At 66.4% G+C, this 22,392-nt stretch carries 21 protein-coding genes; 13 read left to right on the top strand and 8 right to left on the bottom strand.

The window, feature by feature from the left end; genetic code table 11:
• Window positions 1-31: 31 nt before the first annotated feature.
• Window positions 32-1,096, bottom strand: a complete 1,065-nt coding sequence (locus tag ACXAGF_RS16375; RefSeq protein ID WP_475018439.1) for an FAD-binding oxidoreductase — start codon at window positions 1,094-1,096, stop codon at window positions 32-34.
• Between the two features lie 88 nt (window positions 1,097-1,184).
• Complete coding sequence (locus ACXAGF_RS16380; protein WP_475018440.1) at window positions 1,185-2,039, bottom strand: LysR family transcriptional regulator; 855 nt, start codon at window positions 2,037-2,039, stop codon at window positions 1,185-1,187.
• A gap of 118 nt (window positions 2,040-2,157) precedes the next feature.
• On the opposite strand from ACXAGF_RS16380, the gene ACXAGF_RS16385 reads away from it, so the two are divergent.
• From ACXAGF_RS16385 to ACXAGF_RS16430, 10 genes are all read left to right on the top strand, one after another.
• On the top strand, window positions 2,158-3,240 hold the full coding sequence (locus tag ACXAGF_RS16385) for an amidohydrolase family protein (protein WP_475018441.1): 1,083 nt from the start codon (window positions 2,158-2,160) through the stop codon (window positions 3,238-3,240).
• A gap of 11 nt (window positions 3,241-3,251) precedes the next feature.
• A complete protein-coding gene (locus ACXAGF_RS16390) occupies window positions 3,252-3,605 on the top strand; it encodes a Rieske (2Fe-2S) protein (RefSeq protein WP_475018442.1) in 354 nt (117 codons plus the stop codon).
• A gap of 360 nt (window positions 3,606-3,965) precedes the next feature.
• Entirely contained in the window at window positions 3,966-5,477 is a 1,512-nt protein-coding gene (locus tag ACXAGF_RS16395) for a dihydrolipoyl dehydrogenase family protein (RefSeq protein ID WP_475018443.1), read from the top strand.
• Window positions 5,474-6,094 (top strand): CDP-alcohol phosphatidyltransferase family protein, encoded by a 621-nt coding sequence (locus ACXAGF_RS16400; protein WP_475018444.1) that lies wholly within the window; start codon window positions 5,474-5,476, stop codon window positions 6,092-6,094. The genes ACXAGF_RS16395 and ACXAGF_RS16400 overlap by 4 nt, the downstream gene beginning before the upstream one ends.
• Before the next feature lie 73 nt (window positions 6,095-6,167).
• A complete protein-coding gene (locus ACXAGF_RS16405) occupies window positions 6,168-6,992 on the top strand; it encodes a DUF547 domain-containing protein (protein ID WP_475018445.1) in 825 nt (274 codons plus the stop codon).
• The gene (locus ACXAGF_RS16410) at window positions 6,985-7,752 is read left to right on the top strand and encodes a TVP38/TMEM64 family protein (RefSeq protein WP_475018446.1); all 768 of its coding nucleotides are present in this window, start codon (window positions 6,985-6,987) and stop codon (window positions 7,750-7,752) included. The genes ACXAGF_RS16405 and ACXAGF_RS16410 overlap by 8 nt, the downstream gene beginning before the upstream one ends.
• 41 nt (window positions 7,753-7,793) lie before the next feature.
• On the top strand, window positions 7,794-9,020 hold the full coding sequence (locus tag ACXAGF_RS16415; RefSeq protein WP_475018447.1) for an ABC transporter substrate-binding protein: 1,227 nt from the start codon (window positions 7,794-7,796) through the stop codon (window positions 9,018-9,020).
• Window positions 9,021-9,109: 89 nt separating this feature from the next.
• Window positions 9,110-10,747: an ABC transporter permease gene (locus ACXAGF_RS16420; RefSeq protein ID WP_475019327.1), complete on the top strand. Its 1,638-nt coding sequence runs from the start codon at window positions 9,110-9,112 to the stop codon at window positions 10,745-10,747.
• A 3-nt stretch (window positions 10,748-10,750) separates the two neighbouring features.
• Window positions 10,751-11,422 carry an ATP-binding cassette domain-containing protein gene (locus ACXAGF_RS16425; protein ID WP_475018448.1) on the top strand — a complete coding sequence of 224 codons (672 nt, stop codon included), beginning with the start codon at window positions 10,751-10,753 and terminating at the stop codon, window positions 11,420-11,422.
• Complete coding sequence (locus tag ACXAGF_RS16430) at window positions 11,419-12,606, top strand: FAD-dependent oxidoreductase (RefSeq protein ID WP_475018449.1); 1,188 nt, start codon at window positions 11,419-11,421, stop codon at window positions 12,604-12,606. Before ACXAGF_RS16425 ends, ACXAGF_RS16430 begins: the two co-directional genes overlap by 4 nt.
• Before the next feature lie 20 nt (window positions 12,607-12,626).
• Here ACXAGF_RS16430 and arsK read toward each other — a convergent pair whose 3' ends face one another.
• From arsK to ACXAGF_RS16455, 5 genes are all read right to left on the bottom strand, one after another.
• The gene (gene arsK / locus ACXAGF_RS16435) at window positions 12,627-13,859 is read right to left on the bottom strand and encodes an arsenite efflux MFS transporter ArsK (protein WP_475018450.1); all 1,233 of its coding nucleotides are present in this window, start codon (window positions 13,857-13,859) and stop codon (window positions 12,627-12,629) included.
• A complete protein-coding gene (locus tag ACXAGF_RS16440) occupies window positions 13,856-15,250 on the bottom strand; it encodes an NAD(P)-binding domain-containing protein (protein ID WP_475018451.1) in 1,395 nt (464 codons plus the stop codon). Before ACXAGF_RS16440 ends, arsK begins: the two co-directional genes overlap by 4 nt.
• A gap of 53 nt (window positions 15,251-15,303) precedes the next feature.
• Window positions 15,304-15,630 carry an ArsR/SmtB family transcription factor gene (locus ACXAGF_RS16445; protein WP_475018452.1) on the bottom strand — a complete coding sequence of 109 codons (327 nt, stop codon included), beginning with the start codon at window positions 15,628-15,630 and terminating at the stop codon, window positions 15,304-15,306.
• A 51-nt stretch (window positions 15,631-15,681) separates the two neighbouring features.
• Window positions 15,682-16,590, bottom strand: coding sequence for a DMT family transporter (locus ACXAGF_RS16450; RefSeq protein ID WP_475018453.1), 909 nt, complete (start codon window positions 16,588-16,590; stop codon window positions 15,682-15,684).
• 125 nt (window positions 16,591-16,715) lie between these two features.
• Window positions 16,716-17,333, bottom strand: a complete 618-nt coding sequence (locus ACXAGF_RS16455) for a nitroreductase family protein (RefSeq protein ID WP_475018454.1) — start codon at window positions 17,331-17,333, stop codon at window positions 16,716-16,718.
• 134 nt (window positions 17,334-17,467) lie between these two features.
• Here ACXAGF_RS16455 and ACXAGF_RS16460 point away from each other — a divergent pair, with 134 nt between their 5' ends.
• On the top strand, window positions 17,468-18,352 hold the full coding sequence (locus ACXAGF_RS16460; RefSeq protein WP_475018455.1) for a LysR family transcriptional regulator: 885 nt from the start codon (window positions 17,468-17,470) through the stop codon (window positions 18,350-18,352).
• A gap of 30 nt (window positions 18,353-18,382) precedes the next feature.
• Here ACXAGF_RS16460 and ACXAGF_RS16465 read toward each other — a convergent pair whose 3' ends face one another.
• Complete coding sequence (locus ACXAGF_RS16465) at window positions 18,383-20,167, bottom strand: hypothetical protein (protein ID WP_475019328.1); 1,785 nt, start codon at window positions 20,165-20,167, stop codon at window positions 18,383-18,385.
• A gap of 86 nt (window positions 20,168-20,253) precedes the next feature.
• On the opposite strand from ACXAGF_RS16465, the gene ACXAGF_RS16470 reads away from it, so the two are divergent.
• Window positions 20,254-20,583 (top strand): hypothetical protein, encoded by a 330-nt coding sequence (locus ACXAGF_RS16470; RefSeq protein ID WP_475018456.1) that lies wholly within the window; start codon window positions 20,254-20,256, stop codon window positions 20,581-20,583.
• A gap of 152 nt (window positions 20,584-20,735) precedes the next feature.
• The gene (locus ACXAGF_RS16475; protein ID WP_475018457.1) at window positions 20,736-22,391 is read left to right on the top strand and encodes a bifunctional aspartate transaminase/aspartate 4-decarboxylase; all 1,656 of its coding nucleotides are present in this window, start codon (window positions 20,736-20,738) and stop codon (window positions 22,389-22,391) included.
• Window position 22,392 lies beyond the last annotated feature (1 nt).

Consider the following 22,392-nt stretch of genomic DNA (forward strand, 5'->3'; position numbering starts at 1 on the left):
GTCGGCGCCGGACTGGCGGCGGCGGACGCGATCAGGCGTCCACGGAGGTGGCGCCCCTGGGCCGGCTGCAGCAGGCCAGCACGTAGCCCTCGCTTTTCTCGTCATCGGCAAGGCCGCCGAGGTCGTCCATCTCGACGGTGCCCTGCGTCAGCTTGACCTTGCAGCTGCCGCAGACGCCCTGCTGGCACGAGCTCTCGATCCAGATGCCCGCGTTCAGCGCTGCCTCGAGCAATGTCTCGCCGGGCGCGCAGGTCCCCCGCTTGCCCGACAGCGAGAAATAGACGTCGCCGCCCGGCCAGGCGTCATCGTCGACCACGATCTTCTCGCCGAAGCTCTCCTCGTGCACGGCGGCGACCGCCACCTCGTCCGCCACCACACGCGCCGCCTTCATGAAGCCCTCCGGACCGCACATGAAGATCTCCCGCTCGGCATGGTCCGGCACGAGCGTCCGCATCAGGTCCGCGCTGATGCGGCCGACGGTACCGCCAAAGCCGGGCTCACCGTCGGCGCTGTCGACGACCAGGTGGATCGTGACGTTCTTGAAGCGCTTGCCGATGAACTCCAGCTGGTCGCGAAAAATGATGTCCTTCGGCGTGCGGGCGAAGTGGACGAACACCACGTCCGTCGGGTCGACGACGTCGTTGATGTATTGCAGCATCGAGATCACCGGCGTGACGCCCGACCCGCCGCTGAGAAAGAGTGGCTTGTGCGCCGGAATGTCGAGGTAGTTGAACCGGCCGCCGATGTCGGCGATCTCCAGCTTCATCCCGGGCCGCAGGGTGTCGTTCAGCCAGTTCGAGGCCAGGCCGCCGGGGACGCGCTTGACGGTCACCTGGAGGTTGTGCGGCCTTGTCGGGGTGGAACAGATCGAATAGGCGCGCGGGCAAAGCCTGTCGCCGATGCGGAGCTTGAACGTGACATACTGGCCGGGCTTGAAGTCGAAGCTGCGGTTCTCGCTGTCCTCGAACACGAAGGTCTTCGCGTCGTGGGTCTCCTCGATCACGGCCTTGCAGATGAGCGTCGCCGGACCGCCGCGGTAACAGGGCTGCCCATTGGCTGTCGGCAGCGAGTAGCGGAAAGGTGACTCCATAAGCATCGCGATCTCCCTTCGGTGCGACGCTTATAGCAAAGCCTTCGATCTGTTTGACCCGGCAAGAAACACCATCATCGATCGGAAATTCCGATCATTGCTGCTCGATGACTTCCTTCAGCAGCTTGAGCGCCGACACGACGAGGGGATCGGAGCGCCGGCGCATGTGGACGGCGGAGAACACCGGCTGCGGGATGACGGGAGCGTCCTGCACGAGCTGCAGGCTGGGCACCTTGGCAAGGGCGCTCTGGAAGGCGAACCAGGGCAGGTACAGCGTGCCGCCGTGCCGCGCCAAAAGCTCGATGGCGAGATCGTCGCTGCCGATCACCAGACTGGGAAAGGCGAACTTCGGAAGAGCGTCGTCGTGCGCGCGCTCGAACGCGCTGGTATAGACGACCCTGATGTAGCGCTTGATGTCGACGTCCTCGAGCGCGCTGTGGTCGGTCGACACCATCACGAACTCCGCCGCCCCCAGTTCGCTGATCCGGATATCCGGCGTCAGCTGCGGCGCGAACATGACGCCGATATCTGTCTCTCCGGACAGCACGTCGCGCTGGATCTGCGAGGAGAAATTGATCTCGACGTGCAGGTTCAGCCCGTCGCGGCTGCGCAGCCGGTCGATCCAGTCGAGCAGGTAGGCCCGCACGAGGCTGTACTGGCAGGAGACGTGGAGCCTCAGGTTGCTGGCCGTGCCGCCGCTGATGACATCCCGCCGCGCGTGCCCCCAGAGCGCGAGAAAGGCGCGGCAATGCCCCTCGAAGCGCCGCCCGGCCGGGGTCGGCTCGGCGCCGCCGCGCCCGCGCTCGAACAGGCGTGCGCCAACCAGTTCCTCCAGCTGTCGAATGCGGGCGCTCACCGTCGACTGCATGATGTTCATGCGCTCGGCGGTGCGCTTGAAGTTCCCGGTCTCGAGCACGTCGAGAAAGGTGACGATCAGCGGTACGTTCATTCGATCAAAAATACCGATCAATAACTCGCATCGAGTGATATTTTCCGATCGAAAGCGAGTCAATACGGTGAAGACAGTCGCGACCGCCCGACGGTCCGCCGAACCACGGAGCCCCTCGATGTTCATTCTCGACACCGACTGTCACAATTACTGGTGCAGCGCCACCGTTCTCGAGCCCTACATGGAGGGCCTGTTCAGGGACATGTTCGTCCGCGGCGAGAAGACCGGGCCGCGCGGCGCCTTTCCGCACGGCCACCGCCCCTGGTTCCATCCGGAGGGTTTCGCGCGCCACGACATCAACCCCGTCGAGGAAGACGACAACTACCTGATCATGAAGGAGAAGCACCTCGACAAGTACAACATCGACGTGGCGATCCTGACGGGCGACGAGCCGATCGAGGCCTCCACGCTCGCCAATCCCTACTACGCCAACGCGCTCTGCAAGGCCTACAACGACTACATGATCGACTACTGGCTGCCGAAGGACGAGCGCTTCTGGGGCTCGCTCGTGGTCGCGCCGCAGGATCCGAAGCTGGCGGCGGAGGAGATCCGCCGTCTCGGTTCGCACCCGCGCATCGTCCAGGTCTTGGTCAGCCACGGCGCCCAGCGCCCCTATGGCGACCCCTTCTACCATCCGATCTTCGAGGCCTGCGCCGAGATGGGCCTGCCGTTCGCCATGCATCTCGGCGGCCAGGGCGGCATCAACTCGACTCCGATCGGCGCCGGCCCCTCGACCTTCTTCTGGGAGACGCACGCGATCCTGCCGCAGTCGGCCATGACCCACATGGCCTCGCTGATCGCCCAGGGCGTGTTCGAGAAGTGGCCGGACCTGAAGGTCGTGATCATCGAATGCGGCGTCGCCTGGGTGCCTTCGGTTCTCTGGCGCATGGACGCCAACTATCGCGCCCTGCGCAAGGAGACGCCGTGGCTCAAGCGGCTGCCGTCGGAGTACTTCAAGAGCAACATCCGCATGTCCACCCAGCCGCTGGAGCAGCCCGCCAACATCCAGCACCTGTGGGCGACGCTGGAGGCGATGGACGGCGAGAACACCCTGTTGTTCGCCTCCGACTATCCGCACTGGGACTATGACGACGTCACCAAGCTGCACATTCCGCCGGCGTGGCGGGAAAAGGTTCTCGGCCTGAACGCGCTTGATGTCTACAAGCGCATTCCGCGTCCGATGGCCGTGGCGGCAGAGTGAGGGAGCGCGCAATGGCAACCAAGCAATTTGCCTGCAAGGCATCGGACGTGCCGGCGGACGCCGCCAAGATCGTCACCATCGGCCGGCTGTCGGTCGGCCTGTTCAAGCTGAGCGACGGCTTCCACGCCCTTCTGAACGTCTGTCCCCACAAGGGCGCGGCGCTGTGCGAGGGCCCGGTGTGCGGAACCACCAAGCAGACCGACGAGCGCGCGTTCGTCTACGACCGCGCCGGCGAGCTCGTTCGCTGCGCCTGGCACGGCTGGGAGTTCGACATCCGCACCGGCGAGTTCCTCGTCGACAGCAGCATCCGCACCAAGAGCTTCCCGGTGACCGTGGAAGGCGATGACATCTATGTGACGGTATAGGCGGGGCAGGCGCCCCGGCCAGCTGACCGACAGGTCCCATCGATCTCGGCCTGACGCGGGCGATCCCTCAGATCGCCCGCGTCAGGCTTTGCATTTTAGCGCAGGGTTCTTCCAGCCGCGCGGCGGCACGCGCGGCCATCGACGGCATCTCTCCTATCGCTCCGAAATCCTGCCCGACAAGCAACAGGTGGAAAGTCCGACCATCAGAGGCGACCGAGTCCGGCCTGGCTACGTCGGCCGGTAACGCAGGATTGAAGTCAAGGGGTGTAACATATGGTCCCCATCGAGCGTAACGGATAAGGAATTCGCCGGTTTCCTCGCTCAAGCCTGACTTGCGGCCGGTCCATACGGAATTGTCTTATGCTTTGGAATGCCGAAAAGCCGCCCTCTTTCAGACCCCGCTGGAAACGCCCGCGCAAATTCGACCGCAATCTGGTGGTGATCGGGGCCGGTTCGGCCGGCCTCGTTTCGGCCTACATCGCCGCCGCCACCAAGGCCAGCGTCACGCTGGTCGAGGCGCACAAGATGGGCGGGGACTGCCTCAATTACGGCTGCGTTCCGTCGAAGGCGCTGATCCGGAGCTCCAAGCTCGCCCACCAGATGCGCCATGCCGATCATTACGGACTGGCGGCACATGCGCCGCAGGTGCCGTTCAAGGACGTGATCGACAGGGTGCATCGGGTCATCGCCGAGGTCGAGCCGCATGACAGCGTCGCGCGCTACACCGCGCTTGGCGTCGAGGTCCTTGAGGGCCACGCCCGGCTGGTCGACCCGTGGACCGTGGAGATCGCGTTCAATGACGGCACGTTCCGGAGGCTGACGACGCGCGCCGTCATCCTTGCCACCGGCGCAGGGCCCTTCGTCCCGCCCCTGCCCGGCATCGAGGACGTCGGCTACCTCACTTCGGACACGATGTGGGACCGCCTGAAGAACCGCCCGCAGGCGCCGCGGCGGCTCGCCGTGCTCGGTGGCGGGCCGATCGGGTGCGAGCTGGCGCAAAGCTTCGCGCGGCTGGGATCCGACGTCAGCCTGATCGAGATGGCGCCGCGCATCATGCTGCGCGAGGATGAAGAGGTTTCGGAACTGGTGCAGGTCTCGCTCGAAGCCGACGGCATCAACGTCCTGACGAACCACAAGGCCCTGTCCTGTGGCGTGTCCGACGGTGCCAGGTGGATCGAGGTGGAGCATGCCGGCGGGCGGCGGCGCATCGAGTTCGACGAACTCATTGTGGCCGTCGGACGCATGCCGCGGCTGACCGGTTTCGGGCTCGAGGAACTGGGCATAAAGGTCGACCGTGTGGTCGAGACGAACGCCTATCTCCAGACGCTACACCCGAACATTTTGGCCGCTGGCGACGTCGCCGGCCCCTACCAGTTCACCCATGTCGCCGGCCATCAGGCCTGGTTCGCGGCGGTGAACGCGCTGTTTGGCGACATCAAGCGCTTCAAGGCGGATTATTCGGTCATCCCCTGGGCGACGTTCACCGACCCCGAAGTGGCGCGCGTCGGTCTGTCCGAGGCCGAAGCGACGGAGAAGGGCATCGCGCACGAGGTGACGCGCTTCGGTATCGATGATCTCGACCGTGCGATCGCCGACGGATCCGCCCATGGCTTCGTCAAGGTGCTGACGGTTCCAGGCAAGGACAAGATCCTCGGCGTGACCATCGTCGGCGAGCACGCCGGCGATCTGATCGCCGAGTTCGTGCTCGCCATGAAGCATGGGCTCGGGCTGAACAAGATCCTCGGCACCATCCACATCTACCCGACCCTGTCCGAGGCCAACAAGCAGGCGGCGGGCCTGTGGCGGCGCAACCACCTCGATGCGCGCGTGCTGCGGCTGCTTGAGCGGTTCCATGCCTGGAGGCGCGGATGATCGACGCCCGCATTCTTCCCTGGCAAAGGGCCGCACTCCAGCCGCCGGCGCTTTTCCTCGCGCGGCGGGGCGTATCGGCCGACGCCATCACGCTCGCCGGCTTTCTGGTCGGGCTTTCGGCGTTCGCCGCGCTTGCCACCGGCCACTGGACTGCGGCGCTGGCGCTGGTTCTGGCCAACCGGCTCTTCGATGGGCTGGACGGGGCGGTCGCCCGCATCAACGGCGCGACGGACCGCGGCGCCTATCTCGACATCACGCTGGACTTCGTCTTCTACGCGCTGGTGCCGCTCGGCTTTGCGGTACAGGCCCCGGAGGCCCATGCGCTGCCGGCCGCGGTCCTGATCGTCTCCTTCGTCGGCACCGGTTCGTCGTTCCTCGCCTATTCGCTCATCGCCGCCAGGCAGGGAAGGCAGGCGAAGGCGTTTCCGACAAAGGGCATCTACTATGTCGGCGGCCTGGCCGAAGGTTTCGAGACCATCGCCGTGTTCGTTGCCATGTGCCTGTTCCCCGGCCACTTCGCCGCCATCGCCTACGGCTTTGCAGCGCTGTGCGCGATCACCACCCTGGTCCGCTGGCGCCAGGGCTGGATTGCTTTTTCACAGGATTCGACGCCATGACCGCAATTGCCGTGCAGATGACGTTCGATGGCGTTTCACGCCGGCACCGGGGCGTGGCCGAAGGGAGGGCCGCATGGCGATGAACGGAACGGGGCTCTCGCGCCGGACCCTGCTGGTCGCGTCCTGCGCGCTGGCAGCGTCAAGCCTTGCCCCAGCGGCGCACGCAGCAGCCCTGACGCAGTTCCGGCCGACCGGAGGGGCCCGGTTCGACCACACGGCTTTCGACCGGCTGCTGAAGCGCCATGTGAAGCCGGATGCGAGCCGCTACAACCGCGTGGATTACCGCGCCCTGAAGAGCGGCGGCGCCGATTCCTTGCGGCAGTACGTGACGGCGCTGTCGGCCGTCGACCCGACCCGGCTTTCGCCGGCCGAAGCCCATGCCTTCTGGATCAATCTCTACAACGCCAAGACGATCGAGATCGTCGTCGAGCGCTATCCGGTCGCCTCGATCAGGAAGATCGATCTGGGCGGTGGCGGACTGTTCAAGTCGGGTCCGTGGTCCGCCAGGGTTCTGACGGTCGGTGGCACCGCGCTGTCGCTGGACGACATCGAGCACGGGATCGTCAGGCCGCTGTTCGGCGACCCGATGAGCCACTACGGCCTCAACTGCGCCTCATATTCCTGCCCCAACCTGGCGACCGAGGCCTACACCGGGGCGAACATCGAGGCGGTGCTGGCGCAGGGCGCCCACGACTACGTCAACCACCGCCGCGGCGTCGACGTGGCGGAAGACGCCATAACCGCCTCCAATATCTATTCCTGGTACGCCGACGATTTCGGCGGCGAAGGACAACTGAAGGCGCACTGGAGGGCGTTCGCTACCCCGGACCTCGCGCGGCGCCTGCAGGGCGCGTCGATCCGGTCCTATGCCTATGACTGGTCGTTGAACGATGTCTGACTCCCGCCGTCACATCCAGGGCGAACGACCCGGCCAACGTTCCCGCAACCCGCTCTGGCGCTTCGGCCCGGTCGCGCTCGTCGTGCTCGGGCTTCTTGTCGGCTACGCACTCGGACTTCAGCACTATCTCACCCTTGGCTACCTCGCCGAGCAGCGTGAGGCATTGAAGGCGTTTGTCGAGGCCCGCTACGTCCTCTCGGCGGCGATCTTCCTGACCGTCTACATTCTGGCGGTAGCCTTCTCCTTTCCCGCCGCCTCGATCCTGACCATCTTCGGCGGCTTCCTGTTTGGTTGGCTGATCGGCGGCGCGCTGGTCGCGGTTGCCGCCACGGTGGGCGCCTCCCTCCTCTTTCTGGCGACCCGCTCGGCCTTCGGCGGCTTCCTCCGCCACCGCGTCGACGGCGTGACCAGGAAGCTCGCGGACGGCTTCCGGGAGAACGCCTTCGGCTACCTGTTCGTAATCAGGCTGGCGCCGGTGTTCCCGTTCTTCGTCGTCAACATCGCCGCCGCCTTGTTCGACATCAGTCTCGGCCGCTTCGTCGCCGCGACCTTTCTCGGAATTTTGCCGGGAACGTTTGCCTACGCCTATCTCGGCCAGGGCGTCGACAGTGTCCTCGTCGCCGCGCAGGTCGCCGGCCGGGAGGCGAGCCTCGCCGATCTGGTGACGCCGGACATCACCTATGCCTTCCTGGCACTGGCGGCGGTGGCCGCCCTGCCGACGGTCGTCAAGCAATTGTGGCGGCGCAAGCACCGGACGTGACCTTAGGCCCGTCGCCAGAAAGAACAGGAGAAGGACAGCCCATGCAATCGATCACCCGGCTCTTCGCGGCAACCCTCATCGCCGGCTTGACGACCACGGCGCAGGCGTCCGGTCCCGACCCCTCCGACTGGCCCAGGGTCGAGCAGGCCGCGGCCGGGCAGACGGTCTACTTCAACGCCTGGGGCGGATCGGAAAACATCAACGCCTATCTGGAATGGGTCGGCGAGGCGATGCTGACACGCTACGGCCTCAGGGTCGTGCAGGTGAAGCTCGACGATACCGCCAGCGCCGTCAGCAAGGTCGTGGCGGAGAAGGCGGCGGGCCGGAACGAGGGCGGCTCCGTCGACCTCATCTGGATCAACGGCGAGAACTTCGTCTCGATGAAGAAGCAGGGCCTGCTGATGACGCCGGGCTGGGCGACCCAGCTGCCGAACTGGCAATATGTCGCCCTCGAAGAGCAGCCGACCATCCTGACCGACTTCACCGAGCCGACCGACGGTCTCGAGAGCCCCTGGGGCGGCGCCAAGCTGGTGTTCTTCTATGACGGCGCACGCACCGACGCCGGCGCCTTGCCGGACAACGCCGCACAGCTGCTGGAATGGGCAAGGCAGAACCCGGGACGATTTTCCTATCCCGCCCCGCCCGATTTCATGGGCTCGTCCTTTCTCAAGCAGGTCCTGAGCGAGGTGATCGACGACCCGGCCAGGCTCCTGAAGCCCGTCGACGAAGAGCGCTTCGAACGCGACGTCGAGCCGCTGTTTGCCTATCTCGACGCGCTGCACGCGGTCGCCTGGCGCGCGGGCCAGTCCTTCCCGCGGAACTATCCGGACATGAAGCAGAAGCTGGCCGATCGGGAGCTGGACATCATCTTCGCCTTCAATCCCGCCGAGGCCTCCGTCGCCGTCGCCGCGGGCGAACTGCCGGACACCGTCCGCTCCTTCGCCTTCTCCGGCGGCACGCTCGGCAACACCCATTTCGTTGCCGTGCCGTACAACGCCAGCGCCAAGGCCGGCGCCCTTGTCCTTGCCAATTTCCTGATCTCGCCGGAGGCGCAACTACGCAAGCAGGACCCGCAATTCTGGGGAGACCCGACGGTGCTGGCCATTGGGAAACTTCCGGAGGCGGATCGGGCGGCCTTCGAGGCGCTGGATCTCGGCGTCGCCACTCTTGGGCCCGACGAACTCGGCCCCGTCATTCCCGAACCGCATGCGAGCTGGATGGAACGCATCGAGACCGAATGGCGACGGCGCTATGCGAGCGGCAACTGATCGTGAAACGCCCTCCACCGACACCGCGGGCCAGCAGCCGGGCCGTCGCATTCTTTGCAAGGGCGGCGACGTTGTCGACGTTGGCACTGATGATCCTGCCGCTGTCCTGCGGGCTGCTGGGAACGATCCTGCCTGCCTTTGGCTACCTGCCGGCGTTGGGCGGTCAGGAGTTCAGCGTCGCGCCGCTCAGCGCGCTCCTGGCGGTGCCGGGACTCGGGCGGTCGGTGCTGCTCAGCTTGGCGTGCGGCCTCGCCGTCACCGCCATCTCGGTCGCCGTGACGGCGGTTTTCCTCGCGGGCTTTGCCGGCACGCGCGTGCTCGAGCGCCTGCAACACCTGCTGTCGCCATTGCTGGCCGTTCCCCATGCGGCGGCGGCCTTCGGCCTCGCCTTCCTGATAGCGCCTTCCGGCTACCTGATCCGGCTCGCGGCCCCGCTGGCCGGCATCGATCGCCCGCCCGACATGCTGCTGCCGCATGACCCGCTCGGCCTTTCGATGGTCGCGGGCCTTGTGCTGAAGGAGATCCCGTTTCTCTTCCTGGTCTCGCTCGCCGCCCTTCCGCAGGTCGAACTCCTGGCGGCGCGCCGGCTCGCCGCCGCGCTCGGCTACGGACGGGTCGCCGGCTTTCTCTTCCTGCTGTGGCCGGGCATCTACCGGCAGATCCGCCTCGCCGTCTATGCCGTCGTCGCCTATTCGACCTCGGTGGTCGACGTCGCCCTGATCCTTGGGCCGAACCTGCCGGGCACGCTCGCAGTCCGCCTGTTACAATGGATGAACGACCCTGATCTGACCGCCCGCTTTCTCGCCTCCGCCGGCGCGATCGTGCAACTCGGGGTGACGGCGGCGGCCCTGCTCATCTGGCATTTGCTGGAACGGATCGGCAGCGCCACGCTTTCGGGCCTGCGCGATCGCGGCCGCCGCCTTGCGCAGGATCGCGGCGTCAGGATCGCCGCCGCCGGCTCGATCGTCGTGATCGGCGCGACGGTGTTCGGCGGCATGGCGCTCCTCGCGCTGTGGTCGGTGGCCGGCCTTTGGCAGTTTCCCGACCTGATGCCGCAACAGCTGACCTTCCGCACCTGGCAGAACGCCTTGCCGCGAATGGCCGAGCCGCTTGCCACCACCCTGATCGTCGGCGCCCTGTCGACGCTGATCGCCATCGTCCTGACGATCGGTTGCCTTGAGCGGGAGACGCAGACCGGACGCAGCGGCGGGCAAAGGGCCCTGCTGCTGCTCTACCTGCCGCTAATCGTGCCGCAGATTACCTTCGTCTTCGGCCTGCAATTGCTGTTCATCGGCAGCGGCGCGGCCCATCGACTGGCCGCGCTGGTGCTGGTCCATCTCGTCTTCGTGCTGCCCTATGTGTTCCTGTCGCTCTCCGATGCCTGGCGCCACTTCGATCATCGCTACGACGTGCTGGCCGCGGCGCTTGGCCGCTCGCGCCTGTCGGCGCTTGTGACCATCCGGCTGCCGATGCTGACGCGGGCGATCCTGACCGCGCTTGCCGTGGGGTTCGCCGTTTCCGTCGGCCAGTACCTGCCGACCGTTCTCATCGGCGAGGGGCGGCTGCGAACGATTACCACCGAAGCCGTGGCGCTGGCTTCGGGCGGCAACCGGAGGGTTGTCGGCGTGTATGCGCTGTTGCAGACGCTGCTGCCGTTCCTGGCCTTTGCGATCGCCGCCCTCGTGCCGGCCGTGCTCTACCGAAACCGCCGCGCCATGCAGATCTGACCGATGATGAACACCGACACCCTGCCCGGGTTGACCCTTGCCGGCATCGACATCCGACTCGACGGCCATCGGTTGATCGACCTCTCCGCGCACGTGCCGGCCGGCCATGTGCTGACGGTCATGGGCCCGTCAGGGTCGGGAAAATCGAGCCTGCTCGCCTATGTCGGCGGCTTCCTCGATCCGGCGTTCACGGCAAGCGGACAGGTTGTTGTGGGAAGCGAGAGCCTGATCGCGCTGCCACCGGAAACGCGGCATGCCGGCATCCTTTTCCAGGACCCGCTGCTGTTTCCCCACATGTCGGTCGGTGCCAATGTCGCCTTCGGCGTTCCGGCCTCGATCACCGGCCAGAGCGAGCGGCGGCGCATTGCGGCCGCCGCGCTCGCCGAAGTCGAACTGGGCGGATTTGCCGAGCGCGATCCGGCGACGCTGTCGGGCGGTCAGAAGGCCCGCGTGGCGCTGGCCCGGGTGCTCGTCTCGCGGCCGCGGCTTCTCCTGTTGGACGAACCCTTCTCCAAGCTCGACATGGCGCTGCGCCAGCAGATGCGCCAGCTCGTTTTCGCAAGGGCCTGCAGCGCCGGGCTGCCGGTCATCCTGGTGACCCATGACGAGGCCGATGCCGAGGCGGCCGGCGGCGAGATCCATCGGATCGGTGCGACTGGGGGACCAGCCCCATGACGGCCGGGCATGGCGTCTCTCGCCTCGGAGCCCGGGACGGATCACCAGGTGACGCGACCGATGCATGCCCGCGCGTCGTCCTTCTTGGCGGCGGCCACGCCCATGTCGAGGTCGTCCGGCGGCTGGGAAGCCTCGCGCTGCCGGCGCGGATCACCCTCGTCTCGCCGTCGCGCCATACGCCCTATTCCGGCATGCTGCCCGGCCATATCGCCGGCCACTATGCCTTTGAAGACTTTCACATCGATCTCTCGGCTCTGTGCGGGCGCTTCGGCGTCAATTTTCATGCGGGCATGGCCGTCGGCATCGACCCGCAAGCGCGGCGGGTGCGGCTCGCGGACGGGTCCTTGCTCGACTACGACCTGCTGTCGCTGGACATCGGCTCGACACCAAGCCTTCCGCCCGGCGTATCGGGCGGCGTCTCGGTGAAACCGATCGCCAGCTTTACTGAGCGCCTCCACCATCTCGACCAGGCAGCCCGCAACAGTCGCGGGCAACTGCGCCTTGCCGTCGTCGGCGAGGGAGTTGCCGGCGTCGAAGTCGCCCTTGCATTGCAGCGGCGGCTGGATGACATCCAGTCACGGACGGCGGGAGCCGTCCGCGGCGTCCAGATAACGCTCGTCGGACGTGGCGACGTGTTGCTCCCGGAGCGTGGCGGGCTCGCCCGCACCCTGGTGGCGAAGACGCTGACGCAAAAGGGAATCGAATATCTTGCGCAGTTCGACGTCTGCGCGGTGGAATCAGGGGCGCTGGTCGCCCGCGACGGCAGAAGACTGGCAACGGACGAGGTCGTCTGGACGACGTCGAGCGGCGCGCCCTCCTGGCTGCGGCAGACCGGGCTGGCGCTGGATCCCGCCGGTTTCGTCAGGGTCGATGCCGGCTTGCGCTCGCTCTCCCACCCGGATGTCTTTGCCGCCGGCGACGTCGCCGCCCTCGCCTGCCCCCGCCCCAAGGCCGGCGTGTTCGCCGTGCGGGCGGGTCCGGTTCTGGCCGAAAACCTGCGCCGCAGCCTTGCCGGCGAGGCGCTGCAACCGTTCCGCCCGCAGCGCGAATGGTTGGCGCTGATCGCGCTCGCCGACGGCCGGGCGGTTGCCGACAAGTGGGGGCTTGCGGTCGGGGGCCGGTGGGTCGCCTCGTGGAAGCACTGGACCGACAGCCGCTTCGTCCGGCGTTATTCGCGCGACTGACATGCGCAGCCGGTTACCGTCTACGCGCCGATCGCATGACCCGTCTGGCGTGCGAGCCGCCCGGAGCGAAGCACCGCGATCACGATGAACAGCCCCGCGCCGATCGCACCGAGCGCGATGCCGGTCGAAAGCGCCGCCTGCACGCCCCAGCGCTCCAGCGCGAAGGCGAAGGCGAAGGGAGCGAAGGCGGAGGAGAACTGGCGCGCCGCGGTCACCCAGCCGAGCCGCGCGCCATAGCCGGCGCGGCCGAAGAGCTCGAGCGGCAGGGTACCGCCGACGATGCTGGCAAGGCCGGAGCCGAAGCCGAACAGCACGGCAAAGACGACCACACCCGGGAGCCAGGGACTGGTCCCGAAGAGCACCAGCAACGCGATCGGAAGCAGGACGGCGGCAATGACGGCGAGGGTCGTCTGCGCGAGCCTGCCGCCGGCCACCATGTTGACCAAGCGGCTGGCGACCTGCGACGGTCCGAACAGCATCGACACCGCCAGCCCCGCCGCCGCCAGCCCCATCGCGTTCATCATCGGCACCATGTGCACGAGGATGGCGGCAAGCACGAGTCCTTCCGCCGCAAAGGCGGCCAGCATCAGCAGGAAGAGCCCACTGGTCCGGCGCGCGGCGGGGGCGGCCGCCGGCGCCGGCGGCGACATCGCCAGGTCGCTCGCGCCATTCGCCTCCGGCTCTCTGCCAAGACGCGCGATCCAGGCGTGGATCGGCAGGCAGACGGCGATGTGGAGCAGCGCAAAAATGGCATACACCAGGCGCCACGACATGTGCTCGAGCAAGGTCGCGGCCAGCGGCCAGAACAAGGTCGAGGCAAATCCGCCGACGAGGGTGAGATGCGTGATGCGCCGCTGCGCATCCCCGCTGCCGGCCTGTACGATTGCGGCAAACGCCGTGCCGTAGAGCACGAAGGCGGACGCGACCTCCATCGCCACCAGGGCCGCCGCAAGCGCGGGCGCAGTGGGCGCGAAGGCGGCGGCAAGCAGCGCAAGCCCGGCGGCGCCCGAACCCGCCGCCATCAGCCGTCCAGCGCCAAACCGGTCCGCCCAACGCCCGGCCGTGGGCGCGATCAGCCCGCCGCAGACTAGCGCGACCGACAGAAGGCCGAACAGCCAATCGAGTGGCAGCGACAAGTCCCGCGCCATGTCCGGCGCGAGAATGGCAAAGGAATAGTAGAGGGTGCCGTAGCCGATGATCTGCGTGGCCCCGAGAGCCCAGACAAGGCCGGCCGATGCTTGCCGCCCGGTCACTGCGCGGGGACCGGCACATGTTGCGGCGCTGCACAGCCGCAGCCCGGCTGGCCCTCGGCCTTGGCCGCCGCGTCGGCGACGCAGCAGGCATCGGCCGCGGCCGGCGCCGGACCGCCGCAGCAGCCGCCATCGATGTGGTCGGAACTGCATACGCCCGTCTCGGGCAGGACCAGATGGACCTCGCGCGCGGCCACTGGGTCGCCGGCGATCTCGGCCACGACCGAACGGGCCTGTTCATAGCCCGTCGCCATCAGGAAGGTGGGGGCCCGGCCATAGGACTTGGAGCCGATGATGTAGAAGCCCGGCTCCGGCTGGCTCAATTCCTCCACGCCGTGCGGCGGTACGGTGCCGCAGGAGTGAAAATTCGGGTCGATCATCGGTGCAAGCTGCCGCGGGGCGTCCACCGCCGGATCGAGATCGAGCCTCAGCTCGCCCAACATGCCGAGCGAGGGACGGAATCCGGTCGCAACGACGATCCGGTCCGCCTGCATCGCCTCCTCCCGCCCGTCGTGACGGACCTTCAGCTCCAGCGTCCCGTCCAAGCCCGCAATCGACAGCACCGAGAACGGCGCCAGCAGCCGCAGGCGGCGCTCGTTGATCGCCGCCCTTGCCGCCAGCCCGAGCGCGCCGCGGGCCGGAAGCTGGTCGTTCAGGCCGCCGCCGAGGAGCTTTTCGATCCGGTTGCGCCGCAGCCCCCAGGACACCGTCGTATCCGGGGCGATCTTCTGCAGCTCGAGCAGGGCCAGAACGGTGTTGATCGCCGAGTGTCCGCTGCCGATGACCAGAACATGGCGACCGCGATAGTGCGCCAGATCCCGGCCCGTCACATCGGGAATGCCGTAGGCGATCCGGTCCGACAGCGCCCGTTCGCCCGGCACCGGCAGGCCGTCGATGCCGATCGGATTGGGGCTGCCCCAGGTGCCGGAGGCGTCGAGCACGGCGCCGGCGACAACCTCGCGGTCCGCACCGTCCCCGTCGCGGTAGCGCACGACGAACGGTGTGCCGGCGCGATCGGCGTTGGAAAGCTTGTCGAGCCCGAGCCGGCTGATGCCGGTGACGGTCGCCTTGAAGCGGATCTGTCCGGCGAGCCCGGCAACGCGGGCCAGAGGCTCGAGATAGCGCGCGACGATCTCGCCGCCGGTCGGAAGCACATCGGGATCGGGTTCTTCCCAGCCGGCGTCCAGCAGCAGCCGCCGTGACGCGGCATCGATCGTGTACCGCCAGGGCGAGAACACGCGGACATGGCCCCATCCGCGCAGCGACGTGCCCACGGACGGCCCCCGCTCGAGGACGATCGTCGGCAGTCCGAGCGCGACGCAGTTTGCGGCGGCGGCAAGGCCGACCGGGCCGCCGCCGATGACAAGGACCGGGTGCTTCTGCTGTGCGGGCATTGATCACTCCTTCTATATTTCTAGTTTTTTCGAATTAATAGGGCAAAAAAAATCTAGACCCCGGCTTCGGACCGGACCGGGGTGTCCTCGCAGCGCCCGTCGGCGCAGCATTCATCCGCCAGATAGCCGATCAGCGCATTCATGCCCTTGTAGTTTGCGCGGCAGATCAGCGTCGTACCCTGCCGTTCCTGCGTCACCAGTCCGGCCTCCACCAGCTTACGGCAGTGGTGCGACAGGGTCGACGCCGGAATGTCGAGCCTCTGCTGCAGGGCACCGACCGCAAGGCCGTCGATTCCGGCGCGCACCAGCGCCCGGTAGAGGCGCAGGCGCGTCGAGTTGCCGAGGGATTCCAACTGGGCGGCCGCTGTTTCGAGTTTCATGGAAATACGATGGCGGAACAGCGTCGGGGCGTCAAGCAGATAATTCGATTATCATCGAAATAACCCGACCGGGCCGGTTGGCGAGGAAGCCTGGCGCGCCGTGCTGCGCGTCAGCAGCGTGACCGCCAAGAGAACGAGCAGGCTGCCCGGCAGCCAGTGCCAGCCGATCACCTCCGGCCGCAAGCCGAACAGCACCAGCATCGAAACGAACGGGACCAGATAGTTGTACGCGGTGACCGCACCCGGCGTCAGCGCCCCCGTGCCGCGCTGCATCAGCCAGAACGTGACACCGCTCGAGAACACACCGAGATAGGCGACCAGTAGCACGTCGCCGACCCCCAATCGGGACATTGCCGCCATCGGCTCGGTAACACCCCCGGCAATCGCGATCACCACCGCGCCCATGGCCAGGCTCCAGAACGTGCGCACCGCCGCATCGGCCGCGAGGATGCCGCGAACCAGGCCCCATTTGGAAAGGACCGGATACAATGACAGGGCAACGCAGCCGGAGAAAAACATGCTCTCGCTCCAGCCGAACCGCAACCGTCCGGCGGCGCCCCCGCCCTCCGCCAAGGTCAGGGCGAGCGCCCCGGCGGTTCCGGTCGCGAGTATGACCGGCAGGCGCCGGCTTCGCGTTTCCACGCCCAGAGCCCTGCCAAGCCCGTAGGCGAGCAGTGGAACGCAGACCGAAAGCGCCGACATGGTAAGGGCCGTCACGCGATGCGCCGCCCAGAACATGGTGGCGAAGAACGCGGCGAGGCAGATCCCAAGGACCGCGTAGAGCGCCGCTGCGCGCGCGCCGGGCAGCGTCACGCCCGCCCGCCATGCCAGCGGCGCCATCGCTGCGGCCGCGATCGCGAAGCGGACGGCCGTCAGCAGCAGCGGCGGCATCCCCTCGCCCAGGAGGCCGACCGCCGGAAACGAGGTGCCGACGATCACGGCCCAGAGCACCATTCCCATGTGGGCATTTCTCACCGAACTGTTCACTTGTGATCCTTTCAGGGGCGTTGCGCGGGCGCGCCTTTGGCATCGCCGCGGCTCCTTGGCCGGCCGGTCGCGCCACGCACGCAAGGGCTTCGGTTCGCTCAGACGGTTTCCAGCACGCGGGACAGCGGCAGCCTCGGCTTCTGCGGCCAGTTGCCGGTGCGCGCGTAGCCGACGGCAACCAGCACCACCGGAATCTCGTTGGCGGCAAGGCCGAACTCCGCCGCGACCACCGCCGGATCGAAGCCGACCATGGCGCCGGTGGAAAGGCCGTAGGCCTCCGCCGCGAACATCAGAAAGGCCGCGCCGAGGGTTGCCGTCCGGACCGCCTCGTCGCGCTGCATCTGCGGGTTGTCGCCATAGGTGGCCAGCACCGCCCGCGCCCAATCGCCTACCGTCGCGCTCGGCATGAAGCCTGCCTCGACCGACGGCTGAAGCCTCTCTTCGACAACCGTGTGCGAGGGCAGTTGCCCGCAGACGATATAGGTGACCGCGGCCTCGGCGACCTTGGCCTGCCCGTAGGCTGCGGCCTGGAGCCGCGCCTTCGCCTCCGGCGTCCTGACGGCGATGAACCGCCAGTTCTGCAGATTGTAAGCCGTGGGTGCGCGCGTTGCGAGCCGCGCAAGCTCGGCGATCTGTTCATCGCCGAGCGTCTTTCCGGCGTCGAACCGGCTCACGGAGACTCGACCTTCGATGGCGGTGATGATGGAGTTGTGCATTTGCCTCGACCTCTGACGGTTCGTGTAAAACGACGCTCAGCGGGCGTGCCGCTGATGAGGCAGAGATTATTCCTTCCATGCGATGCGATAATCGCCTATCTGGTGACAACACTCGTAACTGCTGGTGAACAATCATGGACCAGTTGCAGGCCATCCGGGTCTTTCGTCAGATCGTGGAGGGAGGATCTTTCGCCGAGGCCGCCCGCCGGCTGGATCTCTCGCCTGCGGCCGTCAGCAAGAACATCCGGGAACTGGAGGCGCACCTGCGGGTTCGGCTGCTCAACCGCACGACGCGGCGTCTGAGCCTGACCGAGGCCGGAGAGCGCTACTTTGAGCAGATCGCGCACATTCTTGACGACCTTTCCGAGGCCGACGCCTCGCTCGGCCCGATGCAACGCATGCCGAGCGGCCTGCTGCGCGTCAGCGCGCCGCTCGCCTTCACGCTGACGCGCCTGTCCGACGCGATTGTCGGCTTCCTGGATCGCCATCCCGGCCTGTCGCTGGACCTGAGACTTGAGGACCGCCTCGTCGACCTCGTCAAGGAAGGCGTGGACGTGGCGATCCGCGGTAGCGGCCGGCTGGAAGATACCAGCCTGATCGCCCGCAAGCTGATGGCGCTGCCGCACGTGGTCTGCGCTTCGCCCGGCTACTTCGCCCGGGCCGGCCGGCCGGGCGCGCCGGACGAGCTGCGCGCGCACAACTGCATCCAGTTCACGCTGTCCGGCCATGCGCAGGAATGGACGTTCACGCGCGCGGGCCACACCAGGCGTGTAGCGATCGGCGGCCGCTTCAAGGTCACCACCAGCCTTGCGGTGCGCGACGCCTTGCTGGCCGGCTTCGGGCTGAGCCTCATTCCGCGCATCTATGTGGAGAAGGAGATCGCCGACGGCCGGTTGGTGACGGCGCTCGATGACTGGGAGCCGATCGATTCTGCGGTCTATGTCGTTTATCCGTCCCGGCAGTACGTTCTGCCCAAGGTGCGTGCCTTTGTCGACTTCCTGGTCGACGAGACGCAATGAGCACGCCACGGACGGGTGGCCTGGCACGGTTCAATAGGCAGGCGAGTGGTCGGCTCCCGGCTCGGCTTCGGCCGGAATCGACAGGCCGGCCTTGCGCAGGCTGGCGAGGAAGCACTGCTGATCCTCCGGCCTGCCGAAACGCAACGCCACTTCCTCGCGGATATTGTCCAGCATCGCCGGGGCATGCCGCGCCAGCCACTGCCTTTCCTTTGCGATCTCGTCCGTCTTCCCGAGCTCGCCAAGGATTGCGAGCAAGATCACATGATAGATGGGATTCGCCTCGAGATCCGACACCCTTGCCCAGCGCTCCGCTGCGGCATAGTCATGCGCGATGAAGGCGCAGACCGCCATCGCCGCCTCGAAATACCCCTGCGGGCCGAGATTTCGTGAAATCGTATCGGAGACCATCCGGCAGCCCGCGTCCCACTGTCCGGAAAGGGCGAGGCGGAAGCCATACTCGCCGACAAGCTCGGTGTCATTGGGGTTGATGTCGTAGCCGCGCGCGCCAACCGCCAGTGCGGCGTCGATGTTGCCGGTAAAGAACAGGATCAGCATCTGGGCCTGCATGGCCCGCACGTTGCGCGGATCCAGCTGCAGCGCACGCGACGCCATGGTACCCGCAACCGAAATCGGATCCTCGGACGCGTTCTCCGGCCGGTATCGATAGCGAAACTCGTCGACATAGGTAAGCGCCAGCAACGCCCAGCCAAGGCTGTCACCGGGGTAGCGCAGCGTTGCCTTTCTGAGGCAGCTTCTGACCATCCCGTTGGTGTCCGGACTGGGGTTGCTGCGGTAGCCATGGTAAGCAAGCTTGCACGCATAGGCACCCCATTCGTCCGGGACGGCAGCCGAGACCTGGGGGGCGTTTGCCCGGAACACGACGCCGAAGGGCTGTCCGATGGCGGTCGCGACCGCCGTTGCTGCCCTTTCCTGCAGGTCAATAATCTTGTCGGGCTGCAACTGCTCGTCGTAGCTCGCCGCCCAGACGACGGCGCGATCCGATTGCCGTACGACGCGCACGCCGAACCGCAGTTGCTGGCCATCGAGCCTGACGCGCCCCTCGAGTTCGAACACGTTTGGACCGGTATGGGCCTGCTGCGGGGGCTTGCCGCCCGGCGCCGACTTGTCGACGACAACGGTGATGTCCCTGAAGCGGGCGATCCCCGTGACGATTTCGTCGGCGATCCCCTGCGCGATGATCCGCGAAAACGGCGTGTCGCTGGCATCTTCGAACGGCATGATGACCAGCTTGGGCAGGGTTGGCGATCCGCTGGGCTGAAGCGGACCGGCGACGATCCAGATCACCGCGGCGATGGCGCCAAGGGAGCACAAGGCGGCCACGGCAAGGTTGAACGGCTTGGCCAGTGAGCGCATCCGCCACCCTGCCCCCGCCGCAGGCACGCTGTCCGGATGCCGCGCCTCATGCGGCGCCATGCCAGGTGCTTTGCGCTCAAAGACGGGAACATAGCCGCCCTTTGGAATGGTGATGACGAGAGCGTCATCCTGCCCGTCCAGCAGGTAGTAACGCTCCAGGGAGCGCCGGATGCGGCCGGCCTCGATCCTCACCACCGGATCAGACTGCGCATCGAACGACGAGTCTCGCCCGAACACTTCCGTTGCGATAGAATAGGCCTTGATCCGGTCGGCCCTGCCTGCCAGCGATTCCTGGACAATATAGGTAAGGAACTTCCGCGAACGTTCCGGGGCGTCGAACGCGGGGCTCGCGCAGATCCGCTCGACTTCCGCCAAAATCTCCTGCGGTGAAGGCGCATCCGACACTGGGCCCGCGCGGCAGGTTTGTCCTGTATCCGTCATCCAGATTGCCCCGTCACGGAGTATTATCCAGTATCTTACGTCACGATCGCAGCCGCCGACAATATAATCACTAAAGATTAAGCGAGATGCAGCTCGCATACCAATGGTTGTCGTGGCGCATCGGAGCCGCCGGGAACAAGCAGATGGGTGGCAGTTGGGGGACTCATGAGGGACATGGTCTTTCGGCGGCATTACGCCGATTCCCATTGTTTTCCTTGCAGATCAAAGAGTTGTGCCTGCGTGACGAGAGCTTTCGCGGCCTGTGCGAGGATCTGGACGCCGTGGAGCACGCGCTGAGCCGCGTCGAGGGGTTTCCTCCTGCCGTCCGGGAAGATCGGCGCGCGGAGTTCGAGGCGATGGCCGAAGGGCTTGCAGCCGAAATCGAGGAGACCCTCGGCAAGACGCGGCCAATGTGACGACAGGCGGATGACCCACTCATCGTCGCCGCGCACGAAAGCGCCTGGAAGCCGGCGGGGGAAACGCGGTTGCGCGGAGGGGCCGGCGAAATCACCAGGCAGGACGGTGCGGTAGCACCGCAATTCGTCAGTTTTCAAAGGGAGAGATAGCGATGTTGACCCGAGACTATTTCGACAGCTTGTCGGACCTCAGCCCGTTCGAGATCAAGGACGAACTGATCAAGCTCGCACGGGCGGGGTCGGAAAAATCCTCGCGGGCATTCCTCAACGCCGGCCGCGGCAATCCGAACTGGATCGCCACCAAGGCACGCGAGGCCTTCTTTCTTCTTGGTCAGTTCGCGCTGGCCGAATCGAAGCGGACTTACCATGACCCGGTCGCTGGCGTCGCTGGAATGCCGGCGCGGGACGGATCCCATCTTCGGTTCCAGAAATGGATCAAGCGGCAGTTGAAGGCGGAGGCGGAAGGGGCGGACGAAGAGGACGGCGTTCCGCCGGCCCGGACGCTGGCGAACGCGGTCCAATTCGCGATCGAGAAGTTCGGCTTCGCCCCGGACGCGTTCATGCATGAGCTGACCGATTCGATCATCGGCGACAATTATCCGGTTCCCGATCGAGCGTTGCATCACAACGAGATCATCACCCATGAATATCTCATGTGGTCGATGTGCGCCGGCCACAGGCCGAATGTGAAGTTCGACCTCTATCCCGTCGAAGGCGGCACGGCGGCCATGTGCTACATATTCAAGGCGCTGAAGAACCAGCGCATCCTCAATGCCGGCGACACGATCGCGCTCGGCACCCCGATCTTCACGCCCTATCTGGAAATGCCCGAGCTCGAAGACTTCGGGCTTCACATCGTCAGGGTCAATGCGGAGCAGGAGGACAAGTTCCAGTTCACCGAGGACGACTTGACCGTGCTCGAGGACCCCAAGGTGAAGGCCCTGTTCCTGGTCAATCCGGGCAATCCCTCCGCCGCGGCCATGGATCCCGATTCGATCCAGCGCCTCGTCAATTTCGTCAACACCAAGCGCCAGGATCTGATCATCCTGACGGACGACGTCTATGGCACCTTCGTGCCCGGTTTCGAGTCCGTGCTCGGGCACCTTCCGCGTAACACCATCGGCGTCTATTCCTACTCCAAGTACTTTGGCTGCACCGGCTGGCGCCTCGGCGTGATCGCGGTTGCCCAGGACAACATCTTCGACGAGAAGATCAGGGCACATCCGGAAAGCGTCCAGAAGCTCCTCGACAAGCGCTACAAGCCGATGACGCCCAAGCCGCGCGAGCTGAAGTTCATCGATCGCATCGTCGCCGACAGCCGCGACGTCGCCCTCAATCACACCGCCGGCCTGTCGCTGCCACAGCAGGTCATGATGACGATGTTCGGCCTTGTCGAGATGATGGACACCGAAAAGGCCTATCAGCAGGCCTGCATCGCGATCTGCACCAGGCGCTTCCTCAACCTCGTCGAGGGCATGGGGGTCGAGTCGAATCCGGGAAAATATTTCGACCACTACTACGGGATCATCGACTTCGAGTTCTGGCTGCGGAAATACGTGGGCGACGACGCGGTCCAGTGGGTCAAGAGCAACATCCACCCGCTCGACATCCCCTTCCGGCTGGCCGAGGACCACGGCATCGTGCTGCTCAACGGCTCGGGCTTCGCGGCCCCGAACTGGTCGGCGCGCGTGTCCTTCGCCAATTTGAACGACGAGGCCTATTCCCAGATCGGCCGCGCCGTCCGTTCGATCGCACGCGGCTACGTCCAGGCCTACCAGGCCTCCAAGGGCGAGCAGATCACAGCCTGAA

Source organism: Mycoplana sp. ABR4_002, assembly GCF_056159645.1.

Bases quoted from the DNA above. Each gene is read 5' to 3' on its own strand.
- ACXAGF_RS16375 (WP_475018439.1), bottom strand. From the start codon at position 1,096: ATGCTTATGGAGTCACCTTTCCGCTACTCGCTGCCGACAGCCAATGGG.
- ACXAGF_RS16380 (WP_475018440.1), bottom strand. From the start codon at position 2,039: ATGAACGTACCGCTGATCGTCACCTTTCTCGACGTGCTCGAGACCGGG.
- ACXAGF_RS16385 (WP_475018441.1), top strand. From the start codon at position 2,158: ATGTTCATTCTCGACACCGACTGTCACAATTACTGGTGCAGCGCCACC.
- ACXAGF_RS16390 (WP_475018442.1), top strand. From the start codon at position 3,252: ATGGCAACCAAGCAATTTGCCTGCAAGGCATCGGACGTGCCGGCGGAC.
- ACXAGF_RS16395 (WP_475018443.1), top strand. From the start codon at position 3,966: ATGCTTTGGAATGCCGAAAAGCCGCCCTCTTTCAGACCCCGCTGGAAA.
- ACXAGF_RS16400 (WP_475018444.1), top strand. From the start codon at position 5,474: ATGATCGACGCCCGCATTCTTCCCTGGCAAAGGGCCGCACTCCAGCCG.
- ACXAGF_RS16405 (WP_475018445.1), top strand. From the start codon at position 6,168: ATGGCGATGAACGGAACGGGGCTCTCGCGCCGGACCCTGCTGGTCGCG.
- ACXAGF_RS16410 (WP_475018446.1), top strand. From the start codon at position 6,985: ATGTCTGACTCCCGCCGTCACATCCAGGGCGAACGACCCGGCCAACGT.
- ACXAGF_RS16415 (WP_475018447.1), top strand. From the start codon at position 7,794: ATGCAATCGATCACCCGGCTCTTCGCGGCAACCCTCATCGCCGGCTTG.
- ACXAGF_RS16420 (WP_475019327.1), top strand. From the start codon at position 9,110: ATGATCCTGCCGCTGTCCTGCGGGCTGCTGGGAACGATCCTGCCTGCC.
- ACXAGF_RS16425 (WP_475018448.1), top strand. From the start codon at position 10,751: ATGATGAACACCGACACCCTGCCCGGGTTGACCCTTGCCGGCATCGAC.
- ACXAGF_RS16430 (WP_475018449.1), top strand. From the start codon at position 11,419: ATGACGGCCGGGCATGGCGTCTCTCGCCTCGGAGCCCGGGACGGATCA.
- ACXAGF_RS16440 (WP_475018451.1), bottom strand. From the start codon at position 15,250: ATGCCCGCACAGCAGAAGCACCCGGTCCTTGTCATCGGCGGCGGCCCG.
- ACXAGF_RS16445 (WP_475018452.1), bottom strand. From the start codon at position 15,630: ATGAAACTCGAAACAGCGGCCGCCCAGTTGGAATCCCTCGGCAACTCG.
- ACXAGF_RS16450 (WP_475018453.1), bottom strand. From the start codon at position 16,590: ATGGGAATGGTGCTCTGGGCCGTGATCGTCGGCACCTCGTTTCCGGCG.
- ACXAGF_RS16455 (WP_475018454.1), bottom strand. From the start codon at position 17,333: ATGCACAACTCCATCATCACCGCCATCGAAGGTCGAGTCTCCGTGAGC.
- ACXAGF_RS16460 (WP_475018455.1), top strand. From the start codon at position 17,468: ATGGACCAGTTGCAGGCCATCCGGGTCTTTCGTCAGATCGTGGAGGGA.
- ACXAGF_RS16465 (WP_475019328.1), bottom strand. From the start codon at position 20,167: ATGACGGATACAGGACAAACCTGCCGCGCGGGCCCAGTGTCGGATGCG.
- ACXAGF_RS16470 (WP_475018456.1), top strand. From the start codon at position 20,254: ATGCAGCTCGCATACCAATGGTTGTCGTGGCGCATCGGAGCCGCCGGG.
- ACXAGF_RS16475 (WP_475018457.1), top strand. From the start codon at position 20,736: ATGTTGACCCGAGACTATTTCGACAGCTTGTCGGACCTCAGCCCGTTC.